The sequence below is a fragment of the Thermoanaerobacter ethanolicus JW 200 genome (assembly GCF_003722315.1).
GTDB lineage: Bacteria > Bacillota > Thermoanaerobacteria > Thermoanaerobacterales > Thermoanaerobacteraceae > Thermoanaerobacter > Thermoanaerobacter ethanolicus.
Genome location: NZ_CP033580.1, coordinates 219,838 through 238,490, shown reverse-complemented (window position 1 = coordinate 238,490; position 18,653 = coordinate 219,838). Strand labels below are relative to the sequence as shown.

The window sequence follows — 18,653 nt, the reverse complement described above, 5'->3', positions numbered from 1 at the left end:
AGGAGAGGAGAAGAAAGATGTTATCAAAGAAACAGGATGCCAGACATCAAATAGAATTTGTAAGCATAGATCAGTTAGTTCCAAAAGATCACCTTTTAAGGAAGATAGAAAGAGTTATAGATTTTAGTTTCATATATGATTTAGTAAAAGACAAATATTCCGAAGATCACGGCAGACCAAGCATAGATCCAGTAGTATTAATAAAAATCCTGTTTATTCAGTATCTTTTTGGCATACCCTCAATAAGGAGGACAATATCAGAGATAAAAACAAATGTGGCATATAGGTGGTTTTTAGGGTATGGGCTAACAGAAGAAATACCTCATTTTTCAACATTTAGCCAGAACTACATAAGAAGATTCAAAGGGACAGACATATTTGAGAAAATATTTACGAAGATTTTAGAAGAAGCAATAAGGCATGGGCTAGTAAATGCGGAGGAAGTATTCATAGATTCAACCCATGTAAAAGCAAGTGCCAACAAGAAGAAATACACCAAAGAAATAGTAGAACAAGAAGCCAGGACTTATCAAGAAAAACTAGAAGAAGAAATAAACAAAGATAGAGAAGCTCATGGCAAAAAGCCATTAAAGAAAATCAAGAAAATAAAGACGAAAGAAGTGAAAGTAAGCAAAACAGACCCAGATAGCGGAATGTTAAACAAAAACGGAAAAGAAAAATGTTTTGCATATTCTTTTCATACAGCCTGCGATAAAAATGGATTTGTATTAGGAGTAAAAGTAACAGCTGCAAATGTCCACGACAGTGTAATGTTTCAAGAAGTATTAGAAGAAGTTGAAAAGAGAGTAGGAAAACCGAAAGCAATAGCAGTAGACGCAGGCTATAAAAATCCGTACATATTAAAGACAATATTTGATAAAGAAATAATACCAGCAGTGCCGTATACAAGACCAATGACAAAAGATGGTTTCATGAAAAAGCAGCAGTACGTATACGATGAATATTATGACTGTTACATATGCCCACAAAATGAAATATTAACATATGTTACAACCAATAGAGAAGGATATAGAGAGTACAAATCAAATCCAGAAAAATGTAAAAATTGTCCTTTAAGAGAAAAGTGTACCCAAAGTAAAGACTACACAAAGAGGATATTCAGGCACATATGGGAAGGATATGTAGAAGAAGCAGAACACCTAAGGCATACACCTTATTGTAAGGAAGTATATGAAAGAAGGAAAGAGACAATAGAGAGAGTATTTGCTGATATGAAAGAGAAGCATGGTTTGCGATGGACAACATTAAGAGGAAAAGAAAAACTGTCCATGCAAGCGATGCTTGTTTTTGCTGCCATGAATTTAAAGAAAATGGCAACATGGTTATGGAGGAGGGGCAAGAGCCCTTTGGGTACTTTGAATTTTTATCCATTATTTGGAGTTTTAAAGAAAATTTTATCCAGATACATACAGCCCCTGTTTTCGGAAATAGGAAAACAGGGGCTTAAATTTTGCTTTGTCAACAAACTGATGCGCCCTAACGGGCGCTTTCTTTTTATTTTATTATTATGGATAATTTTTAATAATTCTTACCTTTCGTGATAATATATTTTTTCATTTTTGCATATCAGTAATCGATATTTTTTTAACAATGTCCACTTTGCGTGGACAAATGTATTTTTTGCTATTGCATTTTTTACTTTATTGATTTATCATATTAAATATATATCTAGTAACAGGGAGTGATAAGATGAAAGAGATGACATTGATGACACCGGGGCCTACAATGGTACCGGAAGAGGTAAAAAAAGTTGCTGGTGCACAGCCATTACACCATAGAACGGAAGAATTTTATGAATTATTTTCTAATCTCAATAGAAATTTAAAAGAAATATTTAAAACTAAAAATGAAGTTATAACTTTGACCTCATCAGGAACAGGTGGAATGGAAGCTGTCATTGCGAATTTTTTTTCCACCGGTGATAAAGTATTAGTAGCCAGTATAGGTTACTTTGGAGAAAGGTTTTATGATATAGCAAAAGCTTATGGCCTTGATGCAGAACTTCAAGACTTTGGCTGGGGAAACGCCGTAGACCTTAACGTATTAGAAGACAAATTAAGAAATGGTAATTACAAAGCCCTTTTAGTCACTCATAATGAAACTTCTACAGGAGTTACAAATAATGTAAAAGAAATTGCAAAAATTGCTAATAAATACGGGGTGGCAATTGTCGTTGATGCTGTAAGCTCTTTAGGCGGTATACCACTTGAAATGGACGAATGGGGTATTGATGCAGTAATAACCTGTTCTCAAAAATGCCTTATGTCGCCTCCTGGACTTAGCTTTGTTGCTTTAAGTGAAAGAGCATGGAAAATGGCTGAAACTTCTAATCTTCCAAAATATTATTTTAACTTAAAAAAAGCAAGAGAAGGCGTTTTAAAGCCCAACCCCGATACTCCTGCTACTCCTGCTGTTTCCATAATAATGGCTGTAGCAAAAGCGACAAATATGCTTTTAGAAATGGGACTGGATAATGTATACAAAAGGCAAGCCGACTATGGAAAAAGAGTGAGAGAATACGTAAAGAGCCTAGGATTAGAGCTACTGCCGGAAGAAGACACAGCTTCTGATTTAATAACTGCCATAAAAGTTCCTGAAAAATACAAAGCATCAGAAATTATAAACTATATGAAAGAAAAACATGGGGTATTGATAACAGGAGGACAAGGACCTTTAAAAGGGAAAATTATAAGAATAGGTCATATGGGTTATGTGACTGAAGAAATGCTTATTAAAACTCTTGAGGCGTTGAAAGACGCAATAGAGGGGTAAGGAGGGATATAACTTGAGGATAATTGTCACAGAGAAAATATCAGAAAATGGCATTGAATATCTAAAAAAACACGCTGACGTAGACGTGAAAACTAATATTTCAAGAGATGAGCTTTTAGAAATTATTAAAAATTATGATGCTATTATTGTTAGAAGTGCTACAAAAGTGGATAGAGAACTCATCGAAAAAGGTGAAAGATTAAAAGTCATAGGTCGTGCGGGAAATGGCGTTGACAACATTGATGTAACAGCAGCTACTGAAAAAGGAATCCTTGTTGTAAATACTCCTGCTGGAAATATCGTTGCTGCCGCGGAATTGACCATTGGTCTTATGCTGGCTATAGCCAGAAATATACCACAGGCATATCATGCTGGCCTTAATGGAGACTTTAGAAGGGATAAATTCAAAGGCGTTGAATTGAACGGAAAAACTGTAGGCATAATAGGTTTGGGTCGAATCGGTTCCCTTGTTGCTGCAAGGTTGGCAGCATTCAACATGAGAGTAATTGCTTACGACCCTTATATGCCTGATAGCCGTTTTGAAAAATACGGTGTGGAAAAAGTTACTTTAGATGAATTGCTTCAGCAATCAGACTTTATAACAATTCACCTCCCGAAAACGGAAGAGACCAAAAAAATGCTCAGCGAAAAAGAGTTCAAAAAAATGAAAAAGGGAGTTAGAATAGTAAATGTCGCACGAGGAGGCATCATTGATGAAAAAGCCCTTTACAATGCCATTAAAGAGGGCATTGTAGCGGCAGCAGGATTAGACGTTCTTGAAGTAGAACCCAAATATAATGTAGAACGACAAGATTTTAACAATCCACTTCTTGAACTGCCAAATGTCGTTTTTACGCCTCATATTGGAGCTTCAACTTATGAAGCGCAAGAAAACATAGGTATATCCATTGCGCAAGAAGTAATCTCGGCTTTAAACGGTAATCTGTACGGAAATATAGTAAATTTACCCGGGGTAAAATCCGACGAATTTTCACAGCTCAAACCTTATATGAAATTGGCTGAAGCCATGGGAGCATTTTATTATCAAATAAATGATACTCCTGTTAGATTAGTTGAAGTGATATATAGAGGAGAAATTTCGAAAACTAATACAGATATTGTTACTCTCTATGCTCTTAAAGGCTTTTTAAAGCCTGTATTAGAGGAGGATGTAAGTGTTGTAAATGCAAAATTAAGGGCAAAAGAAATGGGAATAGAAGTTGTAGAGGGTAAAATCGAAGAAATAAACCACTATTCAAGCCTTATCATTCTCAAGATTACAGATACCAATGGCAAAACAACACAATTTGCAGGAACCACATACGGAGAAGAAGTGAGGATTGTAGAGTATATGGGACATAAAGTAAATTTTGAACCTACGGAGTATATGCTATTTGTCAAGAATAAAGACATACCAGGGGTTATAGGTCACATAGGGAATGTGTTAGGAGACTTTGGCATAAACATCTCTACCATGCAAGTAAGCCCAAATAAAAATGATGGAACAGCATTAATGATTGTAAGCACAGACAAAGAAATCCCTGATGAAGCAGTAGAGTCTCTAAATAAATTAAATAGCATAATAAAAGCAAGAGCAGTTAAAGGATTGATATAGAGATATGGATTGTTGTCAGAATATTGTAAAGATGATATAATATATGTAAAGTAAATTTTATTAAGGTGATAAAAATGCAAAATAGTAGCATGATAAAAAAATTAAATGAAATTATAGATTCTTTAACGGAGAAGGAAATTGCTGAAGCGATTGACTTTGCTGAGTATCTTAAAGAGAAAAAAAGAAAGAGCTTATAAAAAAATTTAACGATTGGGATAAATCTTTAGAAGTAGAACAAATGACCCATGAAGAGGAAAAATTGTTAAAAGAAAGCGAGGGAGAATATATAACTTTAGAAGAAGCAAAGAAGGCAGTAAGTTGCCTTTTGAGGGAGATATAAAAAAACTAAAAACATCTAAAAAGGAGCGTTTATATAGGTTAAGAGTTGGAGACTATAGATTGATTTTTGAGATTGACAACGTAGATTTTGCTATTAAAGTGAAAGCTTTTGATACAAGAGGAGATATATATAAATAAATAAAATGAAAAAGGAGCAAGGTCTTTCTTGCTCCTTTTAGATATTATAGGGTAGTTTTTTTCTCCCTTCAAAATAATAAAGAGTATTTATCCCGTATGATTTTACATAAGCATAAGCTTTGTCAAAATCTCTTGCCACATCGTAAGGATTATGGGCATCAGAATTTACTACAATAGGTATATTATATTTCTTGATCATTCCCATTATTTCTTTTGAAGGATAGATTTCTCCTACGGGTTTTCTAAGCCCTGCCGTAGAAACTTCAATTACTATACCTGTTTTAGAGATTTCCTCAATATTTTGCCTTATTTTATCAAAAGTATAAGGCTTTGCCCTAAATCCAAAAATTTTTACAAGGTCAATATGCCCTATAATATCGAAGAGACCTGTTTTAGCCATTTTTTCAATTATATTAAAATACTCAAGATAAACCTCATCAGTATCACGACTTTTCCACTCTTCTATAGATTCTTCAAGGTCTATTCCCCAATCTTCAATCCAATGAACAGACCCTATAACATAATCCCATGGATAAGGTTCAAGAAATTCTTTCAATTCTTTTTCTTTTCCGGGGAAGTAGTCTGCCTCTATACCTAATTTTACAGGTAGTCCCATTGCTTTTGCTTCCTTTATCAATTCAACATAATTAGAAATGCTTTGGTCCATGTAACTTTTTATCCATTCTCCTCTGAAACCGTCACTTTTATAAGCGCTATATCCTTCTTTAAATCTATGTCCGTGTTCAGAAATGCCAATCTCAACCAGACCTTTACTTAAACCAGAATCTATAAACTTCTTAAGCCATTCTATAGTATAAGGGCCGTTTTCTATGTGGACGTGATAATCTGCAGCCATATTTTTCCTCCTTTTCAATAAGATAAAGTTTTGAGATTTTAATATCTTACAACATTATAATATTTTGCAAAAACTAATGCAATTTGTGTTATAATAATTTAAAGTGATTGATTTAATTTGTGAGGTGATTAATTTATGGAGGAACAAAAAACTATAGAGTTAAAAATACCTATACAATTGTTTACAGAAATAAATGCATTTTCTTCTTTTGTAAAATCGGATAAAATATTAAGAGAAGCTCTTGCAATTGGCCTATATGTGGAAAAAGTAATAAGCTTAGGAAGAGCTGCAGAATTAGCAGGTTATAATTTAGTTGATTTTATGAAGTTATTAAACAATAATGGAATTCCGGTTATAAATTATACTGAAGAAGATTACGAAATGGATCTACAAGCAATAGAAAAATATAAGGAGCTTATTAGAATTAATAAAAAGCAATAATGCACTCTTTACAATCACTTTAAAATCCTATATAATAAATAAGTATTTATTTTCACGAGGTGCTTTTTTATGTACTGGCGGTATTGTAAAAAATCAAAAAATTTATTTAAACTTAAAGGGATACGAGTCTCTATTTTTCCAAAATAGAGATTTTTTTATGGGTTATAAACCATTAAAAATTAATCATAAAAAACGATAATACACTTAAGAGGTGAGATAATGGCGAAATATATTTTTGTAACAGGAGGAGTTGTATCCTCTCTTGGTAAAGGCATAACTGCTGCATCATTGGGAAGGCTTTTAAAAAGTCGCGGCATATCAGTTGCTATTCAAAAATTTGACCCTTATATAAACGTAGATCCCGGCACAATGAGTCCATACCAACATGGTGAAGTTTTTGTTACAGAAGATGGGGCGGAGACAGACTTAGACCTTGGCCATTATGAGAGGTTTATAGACATTAACCTTACCAAAAATAGCAATGTAACTGCAGGTAAAGTGTATTGGTCTGTCATCACAAAAGAGAGAAAAGGGGATTATCTTGGTGCCACAGTGCAAGTGATACCTCACATAACGAACGAAATTAAAGAAAGAGTATACAGAGTTGCAAAAGAAAAAAATGTGGACGTAGTAATAACAGAAATTGGCGGAACAGTAGGAGACATAGAAAGCCTTCCTTTCCTTGAAGCTATAAGACAAGTAGCAATTGAACAAGGTAAAGACAATGTTATGTTTATCCACGTCACATTAGTACCTCATCTTGGTAATACAGGGGAATTAAAAACAAAACCTACTCAACATAGCGTTAAAGAATTAAGGTCAATAGGTATTCAACCGGATATGATTGTATGCAGAACAGAACTTTCTCTAACGCAGGACTTAAAAGAAAAAATCGCTCTTTTTTGCAATGTAGATGTAGAAGCGGTGATAGAGAATAGAGATGTAGAATCAATTTATGAAGTACCATTGGAATTCGAAAAGCAAAAAGTAGATGAATATGTGCTAAGAAGATTAAATTTGCCCCTTGGCCAATCGGATTTAAAAGAGTGGAGAGAATACGTGGAAAGAGAAAAGAACCCCACAAGACAGGTAGAAGTAGCTTTGGTGGGAAAATACGTTGACTTACACGATGCTTATATAAGCGTTGTAGAAGCATTAAAACATGCGGGAGTTTATCATAGAGCTGCTGTAAATATAAGATGGGTAAATGCTGAGCATGTAAATGATGAGACAGTGGAAAAACTTTTAAAGGGAGCAGACGGTATATTAGTGCCGGGAGGATTTGGTGATAGAGGCATTGAAGGCAAAATAAGGGCTATCCAGTATGCAAGGGAGAACAAAATTCCTTACCTTGGATTGTGCCTTGGGATGCAGTGTGCTGTAATAGAATTTGCGAGAAATGTAGCAGGACTAAAAGGAGCTAATTCTACAGAGTTTGACCCGGATACTTCCCATCCTGTAATAGACCTCATGCCTGAACAAAAAGACATAGATGAAAAAGGCGGCACAATGAGATTGGGAGTGTATCCTTGTAAAGTAATTGAAGGAACAAAAGCTTATGAAGCCTATAAAGACGAATTAATTTATGAAAGACATAGACATAGGTACGAATTCAATAACCAATATCGGGAGCTTTTAACCTCAAAAGGCCTTGTGCTTTCAGGTCTTTCTCCTGATGAGAGGTTGGTTGAAATGATAGAATTAAAAGACCATCCTTATTTTGTGGCATCCCAATTCCACCCAGAATTCAAGTCAAGACCTTTAAAACCTCATCCATTGTTTAGAGATTTTATAGGAGCAATGTTAAAAGACAAGGAATAAGGGCTGGTGAATATCCAGCCCTTAAATTTTACTTGATAGTTATGAACAAAAAAGCTATAATATATCTAGAAATTAATTTTAAAATTAATCTGGAGGTGAAAACAAATGGAAGAAGTCATTGGAGTAGACAAATTAAGGCCCAAATTGGGTGAATATTTAGAAAAAGTAGAAAAAGGCGATGTGATAATAGTTTCTTCTCGATCTGAACCCAAAGGAGTTATAATAAGTTATTCTATGTACAATCAATTAAAAGAACTTGAAAAGAAGGCAAAACAATTAGAGATTATGCAAATTTTAAACGAATTTAGAAGTAAAGCCGAAACAGCAGGCTTATCTGAAGAAGACGTACAAAAAGAGATAGAGGAAGCACGAAAATGCGGGCAGTAATTGATACTAATGTTTTAATTTCAGCTTTTATTAGCAAAAAAAGCTATCCTGCAAAAGTTATTGATTACTGGGTCTTAAATAAATTTAACCCGGTAGTAAGTAAAGAAATTGTGGAAGAATATGCTGATGTGTTGACACGAGATAAGTTTGCTGTTTTTGGCACTATTGAGAAAAGACTTGACTTGCTAAATAGGCTTTTATCTTTTGATTGGGTTTTATTTGTATATCCAAAACAAAAAATAGAGGTTATAAAAGAAGACCCAAAAGATAATATTTTCTTAGAGTGTGCTTTAGAAGGAAGTTGTGACTTCATAGTCACAGGTGACAATCATTTGCTTCAACTTAAAGAGTATAAAAATATTAAAATAGTAAAAGCAGAAGGATTTGTAACCATATTGTAATCGCTCTGAAATATACCTGTAATATAAATGTAATAAAATAAAACTCAAAAGTTATAAAAAACAAAAGAGGAGGGGACCGATGGGAAGAAAGGGAAAGTATCTGTTTATTTTTTTATTAATTTTTCTAATTTACAGTGGAACATTTGCATATGCGGCTGAAACTTATAACATCGACGGAAAAAACATCTCCTACAATTACCCATCTATAAATATCATCATAGACGGGGTAAAACAAAATCCGAATATGAAGCCCCTCATGATTGACAATCATGTATTTGTGCCAGTAAGGTTTATTTCAGAAAAAATGGGGGCGCAAATAGGTTATGACAGCACTAAAGTGTGGATTACTTACGATGGAGATAAAATCGTCCTCTATTTTTACAAAGACACTGCCTATGTAAATGATAAGCCTGTAAAACTTGACTCATCTGTTAAACTTGTAAACTATGGCTATACATATGTCCCATTGCGATTTATAAGTGAAGCTTTCAAAAATAACGTCAATTGGGACGAAAATACAAACACTGTGTATATAGACAGTAAAACAGGGACAGACACGCAAATTGCTTCTGCAAAATTGAGTGATCAAATTTCAAATACTACCAAGACTTCCCAATCTAATTTAAACAATACTTCCACAAATCAAAATACACAAGATACCTCTGTCAAACCGTATACTGTAGATAGTATAGGATTTACTAATATGAATGATGCAAGAAGTGTAATTATTTTAACTCAAGATTCTAACTATAACATTTCAAAATCGCCAAATAAGGACGCAATTTTTGTAGATCTAAACAATGCAGTTTTAAAAAATGGAGTATATGGATTTGCCCTTGATGATAAAGTTGTAAAAGGTGTTATTCCGACACAGCTTACTCCTAACACGGTGAGAGTAATTATTACCTTGAGCAGTGATGCTGAGTATTCCGTAGCGCAACAGGATGGCAAATTGATAATTAACATACAACCGATTATTACAACTCTACCTTCCTCTTTAATGGTAAACGCTGATGTAGTAAATATACGGACAGGCCCAGGTACACAGTATGACATTATAACGCAGGTCAATAACGGGGACATATTAAGTGTAATTGACAAATCAGGCGATTGGTATAAAGTCAAACTTCAAAATGGAGTAGTAGGCTGGATTGCAGGATGGCTTACAATTGCATATAACAATCCTAATCAAATAACGAGTGATACTTCTGATAATCTTTCCGATAGAAGGACGCTGACAGCTGGTGGCAGTCAATCTTCAAGAGGAAATATCGGCCAAGCTCTTACGTCTTTACCCTATGCAGGAAAAGGAGTATGGTACAGTATATATTCTACGATGCCTACTACAAATGATTTAAGCCGCTTTGTAAATGCCAGAGTAACTCATATTTACCTTGAAGTTGCTACATCAAAAGCGGGATTTCCAGACAAATGGAAAAAATGGCTGGATGACTTGCTTCCTGCTGCACATAGAGCTGGAATAAAGGTCATAGCATGGCTGTACACAGACTTGAAAGACACCACATATGATGCATCTTTGACGGCGCAAGTTGCCAACTATGTTACCACAAGTGGTTATCGCGTAGATGGGATTGCTGCAGATATTGAAGAATTGCCTCAAAAAGATCCAGTTACAGCTTCAAAGATGGTAGAAGACTATGCAACACAAACTTTAAAAAATTTACCTGCAGAAATGCCTTTTATCGCGATCACTTATCCGCCCCAATACAGGCCCAACTACCCTTATGCTACAATGGCAAAGTATTTTGATGCAATTGCTTTAATGGACTACTGGCACGTATCAAGCGCAAACTACACCTATGATGATGCAAAAAATTTTGTATCTGATTCCATTAAAAAAGTACAATTTTTAGCAGGAAACAACGTCAACATAGAAGTTATTTTGCACGGTTATGATGATGGCTATGGACTTCCATCTGTAGATGAATTAAAGGGAGCTCTTGATGCTTCAAAAGATGCAGTTGGATATTCAATATATACTTGGAATACACTAAATGATGAATTAAAAGACGTATTTGCTAATTATTAAAAATGAAGGAGTGGCTTTTTCGCTACTCCTTCACTATTTTATCTAATAGTACTGCTGCTTCTTCTCGTGTCAAAGGCTTTTTAGGATAAATGTATATTTTACCATCTTTATTTGTACCAGCTATTAAATTATTCTCATAAGCTTTTTTAATGAAATCATATGCCCATGATGAAATGTCATTTTTGTCTGCAGGATCAAAAATAAAATCAATATTCTCTTTTGGCTCATAAAATTTCATAAGAACGCTAATGGCTTCTTCTCGCGTTATGGGATTATGAGGTTTAAAAGTGTTATCCTCGTATCCTTTCATAATTCCATTATTTACTATATTTGCAATAGGTTTATAGTACCATGCATTTTGAGAAACATCTTTGAAGGAAATTTCTTGCTGCAATACCGGTTTATCTTTTAAAAATGCTCTATCTATCAAAGAAGCGAATTCTGCTCTAGATATAATTTTGTTTGGCCTAAAAGATCCGTCTTCATATCCTGCAAAAATCCCTTTTATTACCGAACTAAGTATATTCTTTTCAGACCACATATTTTTAATATCCCAAAAAGGAATAAACCCTGTATCCCTACTTAACTTGTTTATTTTTTCAACAATGTCTTGACCTGTATCGGAATCCCTCACAGTAATTCGTTTTAACTTCATAATATTATCGCCATAATAATTTACTCCTTCTTTAATGCCAAATGCCATTTCAAAACCTACTTTTTTTGCTATCTCGTCGCTTATTTTATTTCCCGAACCAAAAGGATATGCTAAACATATAGGCGCTTTACCTATTTTTTCTTTAATTATTTCTCGTGAGCGCAAGAAATCTAGATAAAGCCTTTCTTTATACTGTTCCATTGTTTCAAGATGTCCATCAATGATTACAGGTCCCATTACCATTGGGATTTTCTTAAAATCATTTGACCTGTAACCGTGGAGGTCATATGTGTGACTCTCAATCTCTATTATTCCGCTGTCTGCCATTTCTTTTGCTTGTTGCCACGTAAAATGCGGTATAACAACTTCGGGTTTTTGCTTGTTTACTTCATCTGGCACATAACTTACTATAATATTTATTTCAGCTTTCATTCCTAATTTTTTAAGTATAGGATATGCATACGTGTAATTGCTTAAATATCCGTCATCAAAAGTTATTACAATAGGTTTTGGTGGCAAAGGCTTGTTGTACAGTACAAAATCTCTGAGCTGTTCTAAAGTTATAGTGTGATATCCTGCCGCTTTAAGGTAAAGCATTTGCTTTTCAAATCTTTCTGGGTCGATTATCACACCACCATACTTTTTAGAATCAAATGTACCTTCTTTTTGAAGGTGATGGTACATTAAAACAGGCACAAATGGCTTTTTAGATTGTGCCTTTGAATGTAGCACTGGAATTGATACAGCAAGTACAATTGTTACCATGATTGTAAGGATGATTAACGCTTTTTTGCTCATGTTTTCCAACCTCTCACACAAATTTATCATAAATATATCACATAATTATCACAAATATGTTACAAAAAAGTTAACAAAACATTAAATTTTTTATAAAAGAAATATTTGTAATTCTGAGCCAAGTTTTCTTTTTATGTAATTATAAGGAGTATGAAGCACTTAGAAGAATCCCGAAGCCCAAAAAAAGATTAATAATAAAATGAAAATTCCCTTTTGTTATGGTATAATTTATACAAAAAGACAAGCAGGAGAAGGATATGTTTAAAAAAGCTTTGTGGTTTGTACTGACTTTATGTATATTTTCCTTGCCAGCTTCTACTTACAATGAAAAATTTACAATGCCAAAAGAAGACATAATTTTTATTCCTCTTGACAGCCGGCCTGTAAATACCCAAAATGTAAGCCTTCTGACAAATATGTGGGGGAAAAACTTGATTTTGCCTCCACAAAATGTACTTGATGACTACACAAAGCCGGGAAACTTTGAAGGGCTTAATGAATGGCTTAATGAGGTTATTCCTAGAAGTAACGTTTATGCTGTTGTAATATCACTGCAACAGTATTTGAATGGAGGCCTTATAGCATCCCGTGATATCAAAAACTATAAAGATTATGAAGAAAGACTTTCGCTCCTTTATAAATTTTTGACAGAGAATGAAAACAAAAATATAATCATATTTTCGATAATACCTCGCCTTACGCCTACACAATTTTCCGACTACCAGTATGTAAAATACAGTGACAAACTAAAAGAATTTTCAGAGTTAACTGATAAAGTTGACCTTTTTAATCAAGAAAAGGATAAAGCCAGGCTTGAAAAAATAAAAAAAAGCATACCACCTGATGTGCTTACTAAGTACACTGAACTTTTTGAGTTAAATAAAGAAATAAATGAAAAGCTCATTGATTGGACAAAAGAAGGATATATAAAAACATTAGTAATAGGCATTGACGACACACAGAAGTTTAGCATGTCAAATATGGTAGCGCGAAAACTTAACCAATATGCGAAAACACAGCAAATATCGAATAAAGTATACGTACTCCATGGCGCTGATGAAATTGGCATGGAGATAACGGCAAGGCTTGCAAATGAGTACTACAAGCAAATTCCTCGTTTTAATGTCGTTTATGACGTAAAAGACCCTGATAAAGTTATTTTGCCTTATGAAGGAGCAGACCTTAAGAAAATTGTGGAAGAAAAAATTAATTTTATAGGAGGAAAAACCGATTCAAGTGGCGAATGTATATTGTATGTCCATACACATGAAAATTTAGGAATAAAAAACGACATACAAAAATATAAAAATAAAGGACAAATTTTCGGAATAGCAGATGTTGCATATGTTAATATGGCGGATAAAAAATTAATCGACCTGCTCTTTGACTTAAATCCCTTAAGCTTTCTCTATGCGGGCTGGAATACTCCCAGCAACGCAATAGGGACAGTTATATCTGAAATGTCTTTAAAAATGGTCCTTGACAAAAGCATACTTCCTTCTTACAAAGAAGAAGATGCTATAAAAAGTTTTATAGCTTTCTCCTTTATACGTTATGCGGACGACTTTGCCTATCAAGCTGATGTAAGAAATAAAATGTACAAATGGGCAGAGTCAAACCACATGGCAAAAGATAACATAGACAAAAAAACTGCAGATGAAGAACTTTCAATAAAGATGAAGCCCCTTATTAATACAATAAAGGGAAAATATATTGGAGAACTAGTAAAGGCGGGAAATAGTTCTGTTGGCATAAAAGACATAGAAGTGAAAGTGAGATACCCTTGGAACAGAATGTTTGAAATAGAAGTTTTACCTAAAATAATATTACAACAGGGTTCGTAATGTTAAATTAATATTACAGAAATATTACAAATTGGTAACATTTATTGACTCATTAAATACCTGATGCTATAATATAATCAGGTTGTTTATCCAAAACATACTACATGCTCTAAAATGTACTTACATAGGTAAAAAATTTTTGAAAGGCATTATGCCTTTCAAAACAAAAAATATAAAAATTAAAATACAAATACAAGGAGGAGGATTGACTGTATGAAGAACCTCAAAAAGTTAATAGCAGTGGTTCTTACATTCGCATTGGTGTTCAGCGCGATGGCAGTAGGTTTTGCTGCAACGACACCGTTCACCGATGTGAAAGATGATGCACCTTATGCATCAGCAGTGGCTCGTCTGTATGCTCTAAACATTACAAATGGTAATACAGACGGCACATATGGCGTAGATCAGCCAGTTACAAGAGCCATGATGACTGTTTTCGTAAACAGATTATCTGGCTACAGAAATTTAGCTGAAATGGCTAAGAATGATACACCAGCCTTCAAAGATGTTTCAAAGAATTATTGGGCAGTTGGTGACATCAACTTAGCAGCTAAACTTGGCCTTACACATGGTGTAGGCAATGGCATGTTTGACCCAGAAGGAAAAGTAACATATGCACAAGCTCTTGGCTTCATGCTCAATGCCCTTGGCTATAAGAATCTCTCATGGCCATATGGCGTTGTTGCAAAGGCCCAAGATCTTGGATTGACAGCAGGTTTAAATCGTGCTTACAATGATGTTGTAACTCGTGGAGACCTGGCTTTAATAATGGATAAAGCATTAGATCAGCAAATAGTAACATCCTATGATACAAATGGTAATCCTGTATTAGGAAACAAACTTATATCAAAAGTTGCAGATGTTACAAGATATCTTGTAGTTGCAACCCCTGACGTTGACAGCAATGTTGCCCAAGGTAAAGTTTTGGTTCAAGGAATCAAAGATGTAAATTCAGATGGCGTAATTACATTTAAAGCTGCCACAACTATAAATGCTGGTACTGTTGATTTTAACAAATACCTTGGTAAAGTTGTAGATGTTTATTCAATAAAAGGTGGAGACCCTGTATCAGTTGATGTAGTATCTACAGACAAAACATTTACAGCAAAGAGCTTTAACGTAGTATCAAATAGTGTATATAATGATGGAAGTAAAGTTGTAGATATTGATACTCCTGCTAATGTAACTGTAATTTATAACGGTGGAAAAACAACATTGGATCAGGTAGCAACTAAAGTATATGATGGTGCGAATGTAGCATTGACAGATACAAATAACGACGGTAAATATGATTATGCGGTTATTACAGGTGCTTACAAAGCTTCTGTTGTTGTTACAGCTGATGTAAAATCAACTGACAAGTTCCTCAATGTTAACAATGTTTATAATAGCAGCTATAGAATAGCTGGAGATCCGGTAAAGACTGTTGTGGTTATTGGATCAGTTACTAGCTTGACAGATATTAAAGCTGGTGATGTTGTATACTATGCTTCAACAATAGACGGTTCGAAAGTTACACTTCTTGTTGTAAGAAACAAAGTAGAAGGAAAGATAACAAAAGTTGCATATGATGGAAGTACAACAACCGCAACAATCGGCGATAAAGATTATACAGTAGCTCAATACATTAACGGTAATGCAAGTGGTGCAAAAGCTACAGTTGGTCAAGAAGGTACTTTTGTTCTTGACAAAGATGGCAATATCGTTGGATTTATAGGCAAACAAGCTACAGCAAATTATGCAGTATTGCTTGCATTTAATGCGAACGACGTATGGAATAACGGCAAAGTAAAACTATTAACTGCTGATGGAAAAGTAAATGTATATTCCACAACTGTTACAAGCACTACCTATGGAACAAATGACATAATAACTTACTCAATTGATTCAAACAATGTTGTTACAGCTATCAATAGTCCGAAGACAGCCGATACTGACAATGTAGTAGCAATTAATGCTTCTGCTGCTTACAATAAAGATACACATGTCTTAACAGTAAGTGGAACAACTTACTATATGACAAACAATACTGTAATATTTAATTACAATTCTACTGATGATAGCTACTCAACAGTTAAATTGTCAGACATAACAAAAGATACATTAAATGTAAAGCAGTTAGTTGCTGATCAATATGGCTATGTTAAAGCTATATACCTCAATGAAAGCAGCTTAACAGCTGAGCAAAGCGTATCATCAACAGTATACGGATATGTAACAGGAGTGACAACAATAGACCTTGGCAGTGGTAATACTCAGTACAAGCTAAATGTATTAGTGAATGGTTCAGAGCAAACATACACAACAAAAGTTAACTTGACACCTACACCTTCTACAGGAGCGGCTGCTATAGGTCTTGACAGCAATAATGTTATTGTCAGCTTTGCGTCTAAAGCCTCTGCTGATGTACAAGATGCCAAAGTTAATAGCTACAATGTATATGGCATTACAACTGACAAAGGCACCTTTGCATTAAGTCCAAATGTGACAGTTGTAACAAAAGACAGCAGCGGTAACTATGTATTAGCACAACTTGGCGATCTTGCAGCGGGTACTACAGTTGACCTGTACAAGGATTCAACAGGTAGAATAGCAGTAATAGTCATAAAATAACATCAAACAACCATAATGAGTCCTCCTCCTTGGGGGACTCTTTTATTTTCTCTCAAACAGGCATTGCCTGTTTTATTTTTTTGCCTATTGACAAAACCAAAATGATAATATATAATCAAAATTGAGCAAAATCAATCACATTTGAGCGGGATAATATTGAATGGATGTGAATGAATATGAGTATATCTGATAGAATGTTTGGTGAGGAGAGACGCTTAAAGATTGCGGAAATTATAAGTAAGGATAAAAGTATCAGTGTTTCTGAGCTTAGCAAACTCTTTAATGTTTCTGAATCTACAATAAGAAGAGATTTGCATGTACTGGAGGAAAAGGGTTTCATACAGAGGACTCACGGTGGTGCGATATTGAATGCTGGCACTCATTATGAGCCTGCATTTTTTGAAAAAGAAGATGTAGAACTTGAGGCAAAAAGGAAGATAGGTAAAATTGCTGCTTCAATGATAGAAGAAGGAGATTCTATAATTTTAGATGCTGGTACGACTACTCTTGAGATAGCGCGAAATCTAAAAAATATGAAACTTACTGTTGTCACAAATTCACCTCTTATTGCTATAGAACTTTCAAAACACGAGGATATTGAGCTTATTGTGACAGGGGGTATACAGAGGTGGAGGACTAAGGCTTTAGTTGGTCCTATTGCTGAAATGGTGATAAGACAGTTTAAAGTGGATAAGGCTTTTATAGGCACAAATGCTATATCTTTTGAGGATGGGCTTATGACTCCAGACTTAATTGAGGCCAATACAAAAAAGGCCATGTGTGATGTGGCAAGTGAAGTTTATATAGTAGCAGACCACACTAAATTTGGGAAAAAATCTTTTGTTAAATTTGCAGATATAAAGGACATTACGGCAATAATAACAGATGATGAAATTGATTATGAGATAGTGAGAAAATATGAACAGGCAAATATAGATATAGTAAGCTTTGGAAAGGATGAAAATAATGATAACGACGGTAACGGCGAATCCAGCAATTGACAGGACAATAATTGTTGAGGATTTGAAACTTGGTTATGTAAATAGGGTAATTCGATCAAGAGTAGACGCTGGGGGAAAAGGTATAAATGTCGCTAAAAACCTTAAAAATTTTGGAGACGATGTTATTGCTCTCGGATTTATAGGACCTAATGCTAAATATATAATCGATTCTTTGGAAGATGAAGGCATAAAAACTGACTTTGTGAAAATAAAAAATGAGACGAGGACAAATATAAAGATTTCTGATATTTCAAGGATGGAAGTTACTGATTTGAATGAATATGGCCCTCATGTAAGCGAAGAAGAAATAGAGCTACTTAAAAAAAGTATATGTAAATATGCTAAAGAGTCAAAAGTGCTTGTGCTTTCAGGAAGTTTACCACAAGGAGTGCCAAAGACTTTTTACAAAGACATAATTAGAGAAGTAAAAAGCGGTGATTTAAAAATAATTCTTGATGCTGACAAAGAAGCGCTTTTATACGGCATAGAAGAAAAGCCTTACATGATAAAACCTAATGTGCAGGAGTTAGAAGATGCAGTAGGCAAAAAGCTTGAAAGTTTAGAAGAGGTTATTGAAGAAGGGAAAAAGCTGAAGGATTCAGGCATAGAAATAGTTGCGATTTCTATGGGAGGCCGCGGCAGTGTTGTGATAACAAAGGAAGGGATATATAGGGTAATGCCAGTAAAAGTTGAAGTAAAAGGGACAGTTGGGGCAGGAGATGCCTTTGTTGCAGGCTTTGCCCATGGAATATACAAAGGACTTCCGATTGAGGAGACAATAAAAATAGCAGCAGCTTTATCTACCTCCGTTGTCATGAAAGAAGGCACAAGAGCAGGCACTCTTGAGGAGGTAAATATATTAAAGGATAAGATTGAAATAGAGAGGATAGAAAGGTGAGGG

16 protein-coding genes are annotated in these 18,653 nt (G+C 34.5%); 14 read left to right on the top strand and 2 right to left on the bottom strand.

The genetic code is table 11. The features are described 5' to 3' along the window. The first annotated feature begins 17 nt into the window (after nucleotides 1-17). The 5 genes from EB239_RS01270 to EB239_RS01250 all read left to right on the top strand — a co-directional run bounded on the left by EB239_RS01270 (nucleotide 18) and on the right by EB239_RS01250 (nucleotide 4,885). Nucleotides 18-1,562, top strand: a complete 1,545-nt coding sequence (locus EB239_RS01270) for an IS1182 family transposase (RefSeq protein WP_318261421.1) — start codon at nucleotides 18-20, stop codon at nucleotides 1,560-1,562. Between the two features lie 148 nt (nucleotides 1,563-1,710). Beyond that, a complete protein-coding gene (locus tag EB239_RS01265; RefSeq protein ID WP_003870469.1) occupies nucleotides 1,711-2,793 on the top strand; it encodes a pyridoxal-phosphate-dependent aminotransferase family protein in 1,083 nt (360 codons plus the stop codon). A gap of 13 nt (nucleotides 2,794-2,806) precedes the next feature. Next, nucleotides 2,807-4,408, top strand: coding sequence for a phosphoglycerate dehydrogenase (serA, locus tag EB239_RS01260; protein ID WP_003870468.1), 1,602 nt, complete (start codon nucleotides 2,807-2,809; stop codon nucleotides 4,406-4,408). A gap of 74 nt (nucleotides 4,409-4,482) precedes the next feature. Next, on the top strand, nucleotides 4,483-4,605 hold the full coding sequence (locus EB239_RS14825) for a hypothetical protein (RefSeq protein WP_003870467.1): 123 nt from the start codon (nucleotides 4,483-4,485) through the stop codon (nucleotides 4,603-4,605). Between the two features lie 121 nt (nucleotides 4,606-4,726). Then, on the top strand, nucleotides 4,727-4,885 hold the full coding sequence (locus tag EB239_RS01250; RefSeq protein WP_003870466.1) for a type II toxin-antitoxin system RelE family toxin: 159 nt from the start codon (nucleotides 4,727-4,729) through the stop codon (nucleotides 4,883-4,885). Between the two features lie 37 nt (nucleotides 4,886-4,922). On the opposite strand, the gene EB239_RS01245 is transcribed toward EB239_RS01250, so the two are convergent. Continuing rightward, complete coding sequence (locus EB239_RS01245) at nucleotides 4,923-5,741, bottom strand: histidinol-phosphatase (protein WP_003870465.1); 819 nt, start codon at nucleotides 5,739-5,741, stop codon at nucleotides 4,923-4,925. A 135-nt stretch (nucleotides 5,742-5,876) separates the two neighbouring features. On the opposite strand from EB239_RS01245, the gene EB239_RS01240 reads away from it, so the two are divergent. From EB239_RS01240 to EB239_RS01220, 5 genes are all read left to right on the top strand, one after another. Then, nucleotides 5,877-6,182 carry a UPF0175 family protein gene (locus tag EB239_RS01240; RefSeq protein WP_003870464.1) on the top strand — a complete coding sequence of 102 codons (306 nt, stop codon included), beginning with the start codon at nucleotides 5,877-5,879 and terminating at the stop codon, nucleotides 6,180-6,182. A gap of 219 nt (nucleotides 6,183-6,401) precedes the next feature. Beyond that, nucleotides 6,402-8,003, top strand: a complete 1,602-nt coding sequence (locus EB239_RS01235) for a CTP synthase (RefSeq protein WP_003870463.1) — start codon at nucleotides 6,402-6,404, stop codon at nucleotides 8,001-8,003. Nucleotides 8,004-8,108: 105 nt separating this feature from the next. Then, a complete protein-coding gene (locus tag EB239_RS01230) occupies nucleotides 8,109-8,390 on the top strand; it encodes a type II toxin-antitoxin system Phd/YefM family antitoxin (RefSeq protein WP_003870462.1) in 282 nt (93 codons plus the stop codon). Beyond that, nucleotides 8,378-8,791, top strand: coding sequence for a putative toxin-antitoxin system toxin component, PIN family (locus EB239_RS01225; RefSeq protein ID WP_003870461.1), 414 nt, complete (start codon nucleotides 8,378-8,380; stop codon nucleotides 8,789-8,791). The genes EB239_RS01230 and EB239_RS01225 overlap by 13 nt, the downstream gene beginning before the upstream one ends. Before the next feature lie 79 nt (nucleotides 8,792-8,870). Then, the gene (locus EB239_RS01220) at nucleotides 8,871-10,841 is read left to right on the top strand and encodes a stalk domain-containing protein (RefSeq protein ID WP_003870460.1); all 1,971 of its coding nucleotides are present in this window, start codon (nucleotides 8,871-8,873) and stop codon (nucleotides 10,839-10,841) included. Nucleotides 10,842-10,863: 22 nt separating this feature from the next. Here EB239_RS01220 and EB239_RS01215 read toward each other — a convergent pair whose 3' ends face one another. Then, nucleotides 10,864-12,294 carry an S-layer homology domain-containing protein gene (locus EB239_RS01215; protein ID WP_003870459.1) on the bottom strand — a complete coding sequence of 477 codons (1,431 nt, stop codon included), beginning with the start codon at nucleotides 12,292-12,294 and terminating at the stop codon, nucleotides 10,864-10,866. Between the two features lie 257 nt (nucleotides 12,295-12,551). Here EB239_RS01215 and EB239_RS01210 point away from each other — a divergent pair, with 257 nt between their 5' ends. The 4 genes from EB239_RS01210 to pfkB all read left to right on the top strand — a co-directional run bounded on the left by EB239_RS01210 (nucleotide 12,552) and on the right by pfkB (nucleotide 18,650). Beyond that, a complete protein-coding gene (locus EB239_RS01210; RefSeq protein WP_003870458.1) occupies nucleotides 12,552-14,138 on the top strand; it encodes a DUF4127 family protein in 1,587 nt (528 codons plus the stop codon). 213 nt (nucleotides 14,139-14,351) lie between these two features. Continuing rightward, entirely contained in the window at nucleotides 14,352-16,751 is a 2,400-nt protein-coding gene (locus EB239_RS01205) for an S-layer homology domain-containing protein (RefSeq protein ID WP_003870457.1), read from the top strand. A 170-nt stretch (nucleotides 16,752-16,921) separates the two neighbouring features. Continuing rightward, nucleotides 16,922-17,752, top strand: a complete 831-nt coding sequence (locus tag EB239_RS01200; protein ID WP_003870456.1) for a DeoR/GlpR family DNA-binding transcription regulator — start codon at nucleotides 16,922-16,924, stop codon at nucleotides 17,750-17,752. Then, complete coding sequence (gene pfkB, locus EB239_RS01195; RefSeq protein WP_003870455.1) at nucleotides 17,718-18,650, top strand: 1-phosphofructokinase; 933 nt, start codon at nucleotides 17,718-17,720, stop codon at nucleotides 18,648-18,650. The genes EB239_RS01200 and pfkB overlap by 35 nt, the downstream gene beginning before the upstream one ends. Nucleotides 18,651-18,653 lie beyond the last annotated feature (3 nt).